This is a genomic window from Methylobacterium sp. Gmos1 (assembly GCF_053764715.1).
Window position 1 is genome coordinate 73,195 of record NZ_JBSNCC010000015.1, and the last position, 13,138, is coordinate 86,332.

Sequence of the window (13,138 nt, forward strand, 5' to 3'; positions counted from 1 at the left end):
CCTCCGGAAGCCGGCGGTGCCGATCCACACCCTGAACACCTTTCCAATTCCGGGTTGCGCACGGCACCGCCGGGATGACCTTGAGAAAGCGCAATCTCCCGTTCGTCCCATCCCCGCACGGCAGTCGCTCGTCGCTCCCGCATCATGTCACCGGCGGCATTCAACGGGGATGACGCTGTCGACATCTGCGCCACGCCGTCCCCAGCGGGCAATCACGACTGAGCGATTTCCGCTCTCTGCGCCACGTTATGACAAAATATTCCTAGGAAACTTGGCCTTATCGTTTCAGGTCAGCGCAAGAATTCGAAACCTTGTCGAGCCAATCCATAATCAAGTGTGGCATTTTGAGACGGGGATGATGCGATCTTCGCCGCCCGATCGATCTACCGCCATCGAAAAAAAGCAGGTTCTCGTAACGAGAAACCGACATATTCCTATGGCGTAGGTGATACGGCGATTCTGAGGTGGCGGGCGTGGTGCGTGTGTTGCGATGGCTGGCCTGGATGGGGACGACGGCGGCCGGCCTCGTCCTCCTGAGCCAGCCCGTCGGCACCCAGAACCAGCTCGCGATGAGCCTCGCCGCGATGGCGGCGATGGCCGGGCTGTGGCTGGTCTTCGACGGGCCGCGGACGCGCTTCGTCTTCCTGGCGATGGGCAGCCTGGTGGTGCTGCGCTACATCCTGTGGCGGGTGACCGACACGCTGCCCTCGCCGGGCGACCCGGTCAGCTTCGGCTTCGGCCTGCTGCTGCTCCTGTGCGAGCTGTACTGCGTCTTCGTGCTGTTCGTCAGCCTGATCATCAACGCCGAGCCGTTGCGCCGCCGCCCGCCCGCCGCCGTGCCGGCGGCCGACCTGCCCTCCGTCGACGTGTTCGTGCCGAGCTACAACGAGGATGCGGCGATCCTCGCGATGACGCTGGCCGCCGCGCGCCAGATGAACTACCCGGCCGAGAAGCTGACCGTCTGGCTCCTCGACGACGGCGGCACCGACCAGAAATGCGCCGACCCGGACCCCGAGAAGGCGCGGGCGGCGCAGGACCGCCGGGGCGAATTGCAGGCGCTCTGCCGCGACCTCGACGCCCGCTACCTGACGCGGGCCCGCAACGAGCACGCCAAGGCGGGCAACCTCAACAACGGGCTTTCCGCCGCGACCGGCGACCTCGTCCTGGTGCTCGACGCCGACCACGTGCCGTTCCGCTCGCTGCTCGCCGAGACCGTCGGCTACTTCTCCGAGGATCCGAAGCTCTTCCTGGTCCAGACCCCCCACGCCTTCCTCAACCCGGACCCGATCGAGCGCAACCTCAAGACCTTCGAGCGGATGCCGTCGGAGAACGAGATGTTCTACGCGGTGACGCAGGCCGGGCTCGACAAGTGGAACGGCTCGTTCTTCTGTGGCTCGGCGGCGCTCCTGCGCCGCACCGCCCTCGACGAGGCCGGGGGTTTCGCCGGCATCACCATCACGGAGGATTGCGAGACCGCCTTCGAGCTGCATTCCCGCGGCTGGACCAGCGCCTACGTCGACAAGCCGCTGATCGCCGGCCTCCAGCCCGACACGCTCGCCGACTTCATCGGCCAGCGCTCGCGCTGGTGCCAGGGCATGTTCCAGATCCTGATCCTGAAGAACCCGGCCCTGAAGCGCGGCCTCAAGCCGATCCAGAAGCTCGCCTACCTGTCGAGCATGACGTTCTGGTTCTTTCCGATCCCGCGGCTCGCCTTCATGTTCGCGCCGCTCCTGCACATCTTCTTCGACCTGAAGATCTTCGTCGCCAGCGTCGACGAGTCGATCGCCTACACGGCGACCTACATCGTCATCAACCTGATGATGCAGAACTACGTCTACGGCAAGTTCCGCTGGCCGTTCGTCTCCGAGCTGTACGAGTACGTCCAGGGCCTGTACCTGTCGAAGGCGATCGTCTCGGTGATGTGGTCGCCGCGCAAACCCACCTTCAACGTCACCAACAAGGGCGCGACGCTCGACCACGACCACCTGTCGGCGCTGGCGCTGCCGTTCTTCGCCGTCTACGGCCTGCTCCTGACCGGCTGCGCGGTCGCGGCCTGGCGCTACCTGTTCGAGCCGGGCGTCACCAACCTGATGCTGGTCGTCGGGCTGTGGAACCTGTTCAACCTGCTCACCGCCGGGGCGGCGCTCGGGGTCTGCGCCGAGCGCCGCCAGATCGAGCGCACGCCGTCCCTGGCGATCGCCCGGCGCGGCCAGCTCACCCTCGGGGGACGCGCCGTGGACGTGGCGATCGAGCGGGTCTCGGCGGAGGCCTGCACGGTGCGGATGCCGGCGGCCCTCCTCGCCGCCGGCGCGGGCCACCGCCCGGTCCCCGGCACGCTCGCGGTGGTGCCGGTGGCGGGCGCCCGCCCCGCCGGCGCCCTGCCGGTGGTGCTCGGGCCGGTCACGCGCTCCGGTGCCGACGCGGTCTGCCGTCTCGCCTTCGCGACCCTGCGCCCGCAGGACTACGTCGCGCTCGCCGGGCTGATGTACGGCGACGCCGAGGCGATGCGCCGGTTCCAGCTGCGCCGGCGGCGCCACAAGGACCTGTTCACCGGCACGCTGCAATTCGTCTGGTGGGGCTTTGCCGAGCCGGTCCGCGCCCTGCGCTACGCGCTCGCCGGGGAGGTGCGCCGGCCGGTTCCGGTCGAGGCACCGGAGGCGGCTCCTCCCTACGACGAACCGGCCGCGCCGCCCCCGCCGGTCGACCTGCCCTTCGCGCCGCCCGCGCGGCCGACGATCCCGGTCCGGACCCAGGCGCAAGCCAATGCCCAGGCCCAGGCACAGCCTCACGCCCGGACCGAGGACGAGGCGGAGGCCGACGGCGACTGGGTGCGCCTGATGCTCGACTTCGAGAACGATCGTGCACTGGCCGCCCGCGGCCGGCGCACCGATGCGGCGTGAGGCGGCGATGATCCTGCACCGCATCGCCGCTTTCACCAGCCGGGCTCTCGCCGAGGCGGGCGCCGTGGCGGCACTCGTCCTGTGCCTGTCCGCCACCCCAACCCTCGCCCAGAGCTTCCTCGGCACCGGCCCGAGCGAGCGCCTGACCCTGCCGCCTGCCGGCGAGCCCCTGCGCCCGGCCCCGCCGCGCTCGACAGGACAGGGGGTGCAAGCGCCGCAGGCCCAGCAAGCGCCGCAGGCCCAATCCGAGCCCAACCCCGCCCGCCGCGGCGTGGCGGTGGTGGCGGCCATCGAGGCGGCGCGGCGGTTTCCCGCTGGCACGGGCGGCTACCGCCTCGCCGGCGAGGAAGCGTCGCTGCAATTTCCCGTCTACGTGACCGAGGCGCAGGCGCGGGGAGCCGCGAAGCTGCGCGTCTCCTACCTCTCGGCGATCTCGGTGGCGCCGGAATCCTCCGAGCTGTCGGGCAGCGTCAACGGCACCCGGGTCGGCTGGACCCGGATCCAGGCCCCCGGCGCCGTGAAGGTGGTGGAGTTTCCCCTCCCCGAGGGCGTGCTCAGGCCCGGCTACAACGCGGTGGCCCTCGCCGCGAGCCAGCGCCACCGGGTCGATTGCTCGACCGAGGCCACCTACGAGCTGTGGACCCAGATCGACCCGTCGCGCTCCGGCCTCGTCGTGGGCCAGGCGGCCGACCTCGACCTCAGGACCCTGGCGGCGCTCGAGCCCGACGAGAGCGGGGCGCTGCCGATCGGCGTGCTCCTCACCGAGCGGCCGAGCCCGGAGCGGCTCGAGCGGATGATCGGCGCGGTGCAGGCGGTCGCCCTGGTCGGGCGCCTCGCCCGCCCGGCGGTGAGCTTCGGCTCCGCCCTCTCCGGCCGCACCGGCCTCACCCTCGTCGTCGGCACCGCCGCCGAGATCCGCAGCACCGAGGGGCTGGAGGAGCTGGGCCCGATCACCGGCCCGCGGGTCGCCGTGCTGGCGCCGCGCGGCAGCCGCGCCCCCGTCCTCGTCGTCACCGGCACGAGCGCGGCCGACGTGCGCCAGGCGACCGCGATGCTCGCCGCCGCGGGCGACGAATCCGGCACGCCGGCGGGGACGCGGCTCGTCGAGCTGACCCGGGGCTACCCCGTCCAGGGCGGCGAGAGCCTGACCCTGGAGCAGCTCGGGGTCGCGAGCCGCGAGTTCAGCGGCCGGCTGCTGCGGGTCGGCTTCGCGGTGCGGTTTCCCGCCGATTTCGTCCCGGCCGATTACGGCAAGGTGATGCTGCACCTCGCCGGCGGCTACGCCGCCGGGCTGGAGCCGAGCGCCCGGATCGTCGTCGACATCAACGGCCGCAACGCCGCCAGCGTCCCCCTGCCCTACAGCCGCGGCGAGGTGTTCACCGACAGCGCGATCCCGCTGCCCTTGAGCCTGTGGCGGCCGGGGCTGAACCGGGTCGAGATCAGCGCGCAGCTGCCCACCGCCGCCGACCGCACCTGCGACACCCTGGCCCCGGGGGCCAAGCGCGCCCGCTTCCTGTTCCTCGACCGCACCCGGATCGACGTCCCGGCGCTCGCCCGCGCGGTGCGCAGCCCCGATCTCGCCGCCGTGAAGGCCGGCGCGGTGCCGTTCCTGGCGCCGAACCTCCCGACCGGCGCCCCGCGCCCGCGCCTCGTCCTGCCCACTCCCGACCGCGACTCGGCCTCGGCGGCCGCGACCCTGGCGGCGCGCCTCGCCATCGCGGCCGGCCGGGTGATCGACTTCGAGGTCGGCGGCGACGAGCGCGAGGCGGGCGGCGCCCACCTGATCGTCGCCCCGGTCCGGGCGCTCACCCCGGCCGCCCTCGAGGCCGTCGGCCTCGATCCGGCGCAGGTCCGGGGGATCTGGGAGGGCCGGGCCGAGACCGTCGCCACCCCCGGCCCGTTCGGGGCCGAGGGCGTCGTCACCCTCGACCGCCTGCGTCGCAACCTGCCGATGCGCTGCGCCCTGCCGGCCCTCACCACGCCCCTGCGCACCGCCTCCGCGCAACCGGTCCAAGGGTCCGCGCAGCCAGTCCAAGTCGCCGCGCAAGCCACGCCGCAGGCGCCCACGCCCGATCCCGCCGAGGCGCCCGCCGACAGCGAGGCCGACCTCGTCGCGCGCTGGGACGAGTCGGCGCGCGGCCTCAACGTCGTCCCGGCGGTGCTCGCCAATGCCTGGACCGGCCTGGTCCAGCGGGCGGCGGAGACCCGCGACCTCGCGCTCAGCCTCGCCGGCGGGCCGGCGCCGGAGGCGGTGCCGCTCAATCCCCGCGCCTCGCTCATCATCGCGCAGGGCGCCGGCGGGCAGGTCCGGGACGGCACCGTGCTGGTGACCGCCCCGAACGCCTCGATCCTCAGGGCGTCCGTCTCGTGCCTCGTCGATCCGGTGGTGTGGACCGCCCTCTCCGGCCAGGCCGCCTTCCTCGACGCCTCGGACGGCAGCCTCACCACCGTGCAGCCGAAGCGCGTCGGGCTGATCGAGACGCAAGCGCGAGCCCTCTCGAACCTGCGGCTGGTCTCGGCGGCCTGGCTCTCCCTCAATCCCGGCGCCTACGTGGCGATGACGCTCGCGATGGCGCTCTGCCTCGGGCTCGCGACGACGAGCCTCGTGCGCCAGCTCGGCCGGAGGAACCGATGAGCCGCCGGACCCTCCCCGCCCTCGCCGTCGCGGCCCTGCTGCTCGCGGCGATGCCCGCCTGGGCGCAGGCGCCGCGGGCGCCGCAATCCGTTCCGGCGTCCGAGGGCGCGCCGGATTCGGTCGCGCAAGGACAGGAGCCGACCCCCGTGCCCCCCGCCACCGCCGTGCCGAGCCTGCCGCCGGCCACCCCCGACGAGGCGCCGGGCCGCGCCGCCGGGCCGGCGCTCGCCGGCAGCCTCGGCGACGATCCCGGCTGGCGCGCCTACCGGGCCCGGTTCGTGACCGAGAAGGGCCGGGTCGTCGACACCGCCAACGGCTTCATCAGCCACAGCGAGGGCCAGGGCTACGGCATGCTGCTCGCCGTGGCGGCCAATGACCGGGCCACCTTCGAGCGGATCTGGGGCTGGACCCGCGCCAACCTCATGGTGCGCTCCGACGAGTTGCTGGCCTGGCGCTGGGCGCCGGACCACCGCCCGGCGGTCGCCGACATGAACAACGCCACCGACGGCGACATCCTCGTCGCCTGGGCGCTCACCGAGGCGGCGGAGGCCTGGGGCGAGCCGTCCTACCGCACGGCGGCGCGGCGGCTCGCCGTCGAGTTCGGGCGCAAGACGATCCTGTTTCGCGCCGGCCCCGGCCCCCTAGTGCTGCCGGCGGTCGCAGGCTTCGCCGCCCGCGACCGGGCCGACGGGCCGCTCGTCAACCTGTCGTACTGGGTCTTCCCGGCCTTCCAGCGTCTCGGCCTCGTGGCGCCCGAATACGACTGGGCCGCGGTGATCCGCAGCGGCGTCGAGGTCCTGCGCCGCTCGCGCTTCGGCCCGAGCGGCCTGCCGACCGAGTGGATCTCCGCCAAGGACGAGAGCTTGCGCCCTGCCGACGGCTTCCCGCCGCTGTTCTCCTACAACGCCATCCGGATCCCGCTCTACCTCGCCTGGGCGGGCGTCGGCCGGCCGGAGGACTTTGCCGCGTTCCGAACCCTGTGGGGCGGGATCGACCGCGAGCGCCTGCCGATCGTCGACACCCGCGACGGCCGCCCGGTCGAGTGGCTGACCGAGCCGGGCTACACCGCGCTCCCCGCCCTCGTCGCCTGCGCGCAGGACGGCACGCCCTTCCCCGACGCCCTGCGCCGCGTGCAGGACGGGCAGAACTACTACCCGACGACGCTCCACCTCCTCGCCCTGGTCGCGGCCCGGATGCGCACCCCGTCATGCCTCAAGTCGTGAGACAGATCCTGCCCCTCGTCGCGGCGCTCCTCCTGTCCGCGGGCCCCGCGCTTGCCCAGGCGCCCGAGACCGCAATCCCGCGGGTCGTCTACGGCGACGGGGTGCGCGCGCCGGCGATCATGGTCGATCCCGAGACCTCCCGCACCCCCGGCATGGTCGACGAGAGCGCGCTGCGCTACTACGCCTCGCAGAAGCAGACCGCCCGGATGCGGGCCGAGATCGCCCGCCTCAAGCGGCTCTATCCGGGCTGGACCGAGCCGCCGGACCTCGACAGCCTCCAGCCGAGCCCGCCCGAGGAGGCGCCGCTCTGGGACCTGTTCACCGCAGGCCGCCTCCAGGACCTGCGCGCCGCGATCAATGCCCGCCGCTCGATCGACCCGTCCTGGCAGCCCTCGGAGGAGCTCGGGCGCAAGCTGCGCCGGGCGGAGTTCCGTTCCAGCATCGCGGCGGCGGCAGGCCGGAACCCGGAGGAGGTGGTGGCGCTCTACCGCGCCGATCCGGGCGCCCTCGATCCGGCCGACGTCGAGAGCATCTGGACCATCGCCGACGACCTCGCCGCCACGGGGGCGGGCGAGGACGCGTTCAACCTCTACAAGTCGGTACTGGACGGCAACGCCGATACCGGCGCGCGCCTCGCCACGATCCAGAAGGCGATGGCCCACATCAAGATGGAGCAGGCCGAGCGCCTGATCGCCATGGGGAGGCAGGACCCATCCGGCGCCTCCGAGTTCGAGCCGATCCGCCTCGACATCACCCGGGCACGGATCGCCGCCTTCCTGCACGACGAGCCGGCCCAGACCCCGACGCTGCCCGACCTCACCGCCTTCCAGGCCTATGCCCGCAAGATCGCCGAGCCGAGCCAGACCGGGCTGCTCGGCTGGTACGCCTACAAGCGGCGCCAGTTCCGCGAGGCGCTGGAGTGGTTCAAGATGGCGATCGCCCGCGGCGGCGACGCGATGGTGGCGCACGGCCTCGCCCACACGCTGCGCGAGCTCAACATGATGCGCGAGGCCGAGGAGGTGGCGTATGCCTGGCGCGAGCGCTTCGTCGGCAACGAACTCCTGTTCGTCGACCTCCTGGAGCGCAAGCTGACGCTGGCGAGCCCGCCCTACATCGAGCCGGCGCGGATCGAGCGCTACGCGCGCGTCGTCAACGCCACGACGTCGGGCGAGGGCGCGCAGGGCCTGGCCTGGTACGCCTACAATTCCTGCCAGTTCGACGCCGCCCTCGAATGGTTCCAGCGCGCGGTGGCCTGGATGCCGAGCGAGAGCACGGTGTTCGGCTACGCCCTGACGCTCCAGCGCCTGCGGCGCCAGCGCCCCTACCTCGAGGTGGTCAACCGCTACGACGGCCTGTTTCCGAAGGTGGTCGAGCTCCTGTTCCGCGAGAGCCAGGGCGGCCCGCCGCTGCCCTGCGCCGCGCAGGCGACGACTGCGGGGACCGGCCGGGCCGCGCCCGCGGCGGCCAACACCGTGCGGCCCGAGCCGCCGCCCTCCTACGGCCGGGTGCCGCGGCCCGACGCCCCGGGCGCCGGCGGCCGGACCGAGGCGGTGCCGCCGGCGGTCCAGCGCGGCGAGTTCCCCCTGGCGGTGCCCCTCGACAATCCCCTGCGCTATCCCGCGGCCGGGGTCGGTCAGGCACCCGCGGGAGCTTACGCCCGCGAGCCGGTGGTGCCGGCGCCGCCGCTGGTCGCCCGCCGGGTGCCCGGCGCCGGGGCGATGCCCTACGAGCGCTACGGCTACACGCTGCTGCCGGGCTATAACGGCCTCGACAAGCCCGAGGGCCTGACCGGACCGCCGCCCGGAACGCTGTGGCAGGACCAGGAGGGCGAGCGCACCCGCTCCGTCGCCCCCGAGAGCGTCCGCTTCTCGGTGCCGGCCCGCACGACTTCGGAACGGGCGGTTCCCGCCGAGAAGGGCTATCCGTGAACACCCGCCTCTGCATCGCCCTCCTCGCGCTGGTCGTAGGCGCGGGCAGCGCCCTGGCGCAGCCCGCACCGGCCCTGCGGCTCCCGGGTGCCGGCCGGGTCGCCGCGGTGATCGAAACGCGCCACCGCGACGGCTTCGACCAGCGCATCACCTACGAGGGCGGCGACGGGCGCAACCACGCCGAGATCGCCCTGCGCAACGAGACCGGGGACCTGCTCCTCGCCTTCCCGCCGCGGCTCGCCAAGCCGAGCGAGTTCGGCATCGCCGGCGAGATCGCCGTGCGCTTTCCCGGCGAGGTCATGCGGGTGCAGGCAGTGCCGCGCCGCAACGCCTACGGTCCGATCGGCCTCGCGCTCGGGGCCGATTGCCTCTACGCCTGGCAATGGTTCGAGCGGCCGCGGCGAGGGGCGCAAATGGCGTCCCGCGACGGGGCGTTCGGCACCGCCGAGCCCGGTGCCGGGCGCCGCGCCCTGTCGCTGCGGATCCGGCTCTGCCGCACCGCGCAGGCGAGCCTCGACGACCTCGTGGCGGCGGTCCAGCACCTGACGATCGCGCTGCCGGGCGACGGCGCGGTCCGGGCGGTCGCCGCACCGCGCCCGGTTCCGCGTCGTCGGGTGGCAAAGCCCGCACCCCGCCCCGCTCCCGCGCCTGCGCCGGAGGCCCGTCCGGCGCCCCCGCCGGAGCGCCCGCAGCCGCAGCCCCGGGCGGAGCCCGTCCCGCCTCGCCCGACCGTCCCGGTCCCGCCGGCCGAGGGCGGGCGCCGCTACCTCGCGCCCCGCACCCCCGAGGCGCGTCCACCCGAGGCTCCGCCGCCCGAGGCCGCGCCCCGCAGCGGGTCGCAGCGCTACATCACCGACGGCCCCCAAGCCCCCGAGCCGCCGGGCGCCACCCCGACGCCGAGCCCGGCCCCGGGCCGCGGCGCCGGCGAGACCCTGTCGCGCGACCTGCCGCCAGAAGCCTACCGGCCGCCGCCGGATCGCGGCCCGGGACGATGAGGCGGGATCGTCGGACGACGGGGAGACGGCACCGCAAGCCCCCTCTCCCGCCGGATCCCGGGCTCGCCCGGGAGGGCAGGAGCCCGTGACCCGGGATCCGGACCGGGCGGACGGAAGCCCTACTCCGGCAACCGCGGCAGCGGCGTGCCGTCCTTCGGCAGCGGGTAGCGGGCGACGTTCAGCTCCATCGCCAGGAAGGTGTAGTAGCCGCTGACCGCCGTCAGATCGACCACGCCCGGTTTGCCGAACAGCGTCTCCGCCCGCGCGAAGGTCGCGTCCGAGACGCGCTTGTTCTGCAACAGCTCGCTGGTGAAGTCGTAGGCGGTCTCCTGGTCCTGCGGCAGGCCGGCCGGGCGACGGCCGTCGCGGATCGCCGCGATCGTCTCCTCCGCGATGCCGACCTTCCGGGCGATCGGCGCGTGGACGTACCACTCGTAGTCCTGCGTCCAGTGGCGGGCATTGACCAGGATCACCAGCTCCGAGAGCGTGGTGCCGATCTTCGGCTTGTAGCGCAGGTAGTCGCCCATCGCGCGCGCCAGGGTCATCACCTCGGGCGAGTGCATCAGCGGCTCGAACGGGCCGAAGACCGGGGTCTTGCGGGCGGTCTCGAAGGCGTCCCCCGCCTGCTTCTGCTCGGGGGAGTACTGGGCGGGCGGGATCGTCGGCAGGCGGTCCCCGGCGAAGGCAGCGCCCGCCAGGAACGCGGTGCCCGGCAGGAGGGCGACGAGAAGCGCGGGCAGCAGGCGCGGCTTGAGGTTCTGGCGCGGCATGGGGTTTCCTCCGGGATTGGCGATCGCTCGCCGGTCGATCCTTACCCGAAAGGCGGTTGCCTGCGACGGCCGCGCTCCCGCAATCCCGCCTCAATCCCGCGGTTAACAGATTCTCGTCCGAGCACGAGGGGAATGCGGGGTGCACGCACCCGGCACGACCCCGGAAACAAGGGAATGCGGGACGATGACTGCACTGCCGTCGAAGACGGGACCGCGGTCCGTGACGGGCGCGGCCCTGCTGGCTGCGCTCGCCGCCACGCTGCTGGCGGGGGCGGTCGCGCCCGCGCGGGCGCAGGGCTACCGGGTCGTCATCGAGGACGAGGACGATGCCATCCTGCCGCCGCGGGCGGTGGTGTTCCGCCTCGGCCGGGCCGGCTTCACCGGCATGAGCCATCCGCGCTTCGACGGCGAGACCTACCGGGTCGAGGCCGACAGCCCGTGGGGCAACCGGGTGCAGCTCGTCGTCGACGCCCGCACCGGCCGCATCCTCGACCGCGAGCGCCTGGAGGCGCCGCTGATTCCCCCCGGAAGCATCCCTGGCGGCCGTCGCCCCGGCTACGGCTGGACCGAGTCCGAGGCCCGCCCCTCCTGGCCGCGCGAGGAGGCGTTCCGCGAGCGCGCGCCGCGGGACAACGGCTGGCGCGACGGCGGGACCTACGCCCCCGTGCCGCTCTCCCGCGGCGAGCCGCTGCCGCCGGTGGGCGAGCGCCCGGAGGAACGCCGCGTCGCCGCCCGCCCGCTGCCGCAACCCGCCTCCCCGCCGGGCGCGCCCTCCTACGAGGCGCCCGCCCGCACCGCGCCGGCGCCCCGCACCGCCGGGCCGAACCCGCTCGGCATGAACCCCGACAGCCCGGCCGGCCGCACCGGCGCCGCGCCGCGCCGCGAGACCGCACCCGAGGGTGCAAAGCCCGAAGCGCCGCGCCGGACCGCCGCGCGCAGCAAGCCGGCCGAGACTGAGGCGCCCGCGGCCCTCGTCCCGCCCCTGGCGCCCAAGGCCGAACCCAAGGCCCCGCCCGCCAAGGAGGCTTCGCCCGCCAAGGCGGCCGAGGCCGCGCCGCCCAAGGCCCCCGAGACCAAGGATGGCGGCTGGAAGACCCCGCCAGACGGCAACCGCCCGGTGCGGGTGATCGGCGGGATCACGCAGGTGCCGGGCAAGGACGAGCCGGCGAAGGATTGAGGGCGACGCGCCCCGGACCTGTCGAGCCGCTGACGGATTTCACACCCTCACGTCATCCCGGGCTCGCCGAAGGCGAGAACCCGGGATGACGTGAGGGTGTGGTCGGTAGCGGCCTCGATCGCGCTTGTCTCGGTTCGAAAATCCGAGGCCTCGGCACTCCACCCCACCTCCGGCCCGCCCTCTAGATCGAAAGACGCGCTCGACAAGCGCTGCCGATCCCGGTTCTATCCGGCACCCCGATCCGCGCCCGCCAAGGGCGGGACGGCAAGAAACGGTCCCCGGAGGAATCCAGATGCGCTCATCCCTGACCGCGCTCGCGGCGGCGCTCGCCTGCGCGACCGCCTTCGCGGCCCCGGCCCTGGCGGCCGACCCGATCAAGATCGGGGTGACCGGCCCCTATACCGGCGGCTCCTCGTCGATGGGCGTGTCGATGCGCGACGGCGTGCGGCTCGCCGCCGACGAGATCAACAAGAACGGCGGCGTGCTCGGGCGGCAGATCCAGCTCGTCGAGCGCGACGACGAGGCCAAGAACGAGGTCGGCGCCCAGGTTGCCCAGGAGCTGATCAACAAGGAGAAGGTGGTCGCCACCCTCGGCTTCATCAACACCGGCGTGGCGCTTGCCGCCCAGCGCTTCTACCAGGAAGCCGAGATCCCGGTGATCAACAACGTCGCCACCGGGACGGTCATCACCGAGCAGTTCAACCCGCCGGACTACGACAACAACTACGTGTTCCGGAATTCGGCCTACGACGTGCTGCAGGCCGGCATGATGGCCGACGAGGCGATCGCACAGGGCTTCAAGAAGATCGCGATCCTTGCCGACTCGACCAATTACGGTCAGCTCGGCCGCGAGGACCTCGAGAAGTACCTCAAGGCGAAGGGCGTGAAGCCGGTCGCGGTGGAAAAGTTCAACATCAAGGACGTCGACATGACGCCCCAGCTGTTGAAGTCGCAGCAGGCGGGCGCCGACGTGATCCTCGCCTACGGCATCGGCCCGGAACTGGCCCAGATCGCCAACGGCATGGCCAAGCTCGGCTGGAAGGTGCCGATGATCACCTCGTGGCCGGCCTCGATGCAGAGCTTCATCGATATCGCCGGGACGAACGGCAACGGCGTGATCATGCCCCAGACCTTCATCGAGGATAAGACGCTGCCCAAGCGCAAGTCCTTCCTCGACGGGTACTACGCCACCTTCAAGGTCAACAAGATCCCGACCCCGGTGGCGGGCGCGCAGGGCTACGACTCGGTCTACCTGCTCGCCGCCGCGATCAAGCAGGCCGGCTCCACCGACGGCGCGAAGGTGCGCGCCGCGCTCGAGAACCTGAACACCAAGGTCGAGGGCGTGGTCACCACCTACGACAAGCCGTTCACGGCCAAGGACCACAACGCGATCAGCCGCAACATGGTGGTATTCGGCAAGGTGCAGGACGGCAAGATCGTCTACGCCAAGGACGAGGACGCCAAGAACGCCGGCGTCGTCCGCGTCAAGGAGAAGGCCTCGAACTGAGGC

General features: G+C 73.0%; 8 protein-coding genes. 7 read left to right on the forward strand and 1 reads right to left on the reverse strand.

Annotated features, from left to right (window positions below):
- Window positions 1-464: 464 nt before the first annotated feature.
- The 5 genes from bcsA to bcsN are packed head-to-tail and all read left to right on the forward strand — an operon-like array spanning window position 465 to window position 9,681.
- Window positions 465-2,900 carry a UDP-forming cellulose synthase catalytic subunit gene (bcsA, locus tag ACS5PV_RS23895; protein ID WP_455397840.1) on the forward strand — a complete coding sequence of 812 codons (2,436 nt, stop codon included), beginning with the start codon at window positions 465-467 and terminating at the stop codon, window positions 2,898-2,900.
- A complete protein-coding gene (locus ACS5PV_RS23900; RefSeq protein ID WP_455397908.1) occupies window positions 2,890-5,535 on the forward strand; it encodes a cellulose biosynthesis cyclic di-GMP-binding regulatory protein BcsB in 2,646 nt (881 codons plus the stop codon). Before bcsA ends, ACS5PV_RS23900 begins: the two co-directional genes overlap by 11 nt.
- The gene (locus ACS5PV_RS23905) at window positions 5,532-6,758 is read left to right on the forward strand and encodes a glycosyl hydrolase family 8 (RefSeq protein ID WP_455397841.1); all 1,227 of its coding nucleotides are present in this window, start codon (window positions 5,532-5,534) and stop codon (window positions 6,756-6,758) included. Before ACS5PV_RS23900 ends, ACS5PV_RS23905 begins: the two co-directional genes overlap by 4 nt.
- Window positions 6,743-8,686: a hypothetical protein gene (locus tag ACS5PV_RS23910; RefSeq protein WP_455397842.1), complete on the forward strand. Its 1,944-nt coding sequence runs from the start codon at window positions 6,743-6,745 to the stop codon at window positions 8,684-8,686. Before ACS5PV_RS23905 ends, ACS5PV_RS23910 begins: the two co-directional genes overlap by 16 nt.
- Window positions 8,683-9,681, forward strand: coding sequence for a cellulose biosynthesis protein BcsN (gene bcsN / locus ACS5PV_RS23915; protein WP_455397843.1), 999 nt, complete (start codon window positions 8,683-8,685; stop codon window positions 9,679-9,681). The genes ACS5PV_RS23910 and bcsN overlap by 4 nt, the downstream gene beginning before the upstream one ends.
- A gap of 119 nt (window positions 9,682-9,800) precedes the next feature.
- On the opposite strand, the gene ACS5PV_RS23920 is transcribed toward bcsN, so the two are convergent.
- Window positions 9,801-10,451, reverse strand: coding sequence for a carboxymuconolactone decarboxylase family protein (locus ACS5PV_RS23920; protein WP_455397844.1), 651 nt, complete (start codon window positions 10,449-10,451; stop codon window positions 9,801-9,803).
- Between the two features lie 184 nt (window positions 10,452-10,635).
- On the opposite strand from ACS5PV_RS23920, the gene ACS5PV_RS23925 reads away from it, so the two are divergent.
- Both ACS5PV_RS23925 and ACS5PV_RS23930 read left to right on the forward strand, forming a co-directional pair.
- Entirely contained in the window at window positions 10,636-11,628 is a 993-nt protein-coding gene (locus ACS5PV_RS23925) for a hypothetical protein (protein ID WP_455397845.1), read from the forward strand.
- 292 nt (window positions 11,629-11,920) lie between these two features.
- Window positions 11,921-13,135, forward strand: coding sequence for an ABC transporter substrate-binding protein (locus ACS5PV_RS23930; RefSeq protein WP_455397846.1), 1,215 nt, complete (start codon window positions 11,921-11,923; stop codon window positions 13,133-13,135).
- Window positions 13,136-13,138: the final 3 nt, after the last annotated feature.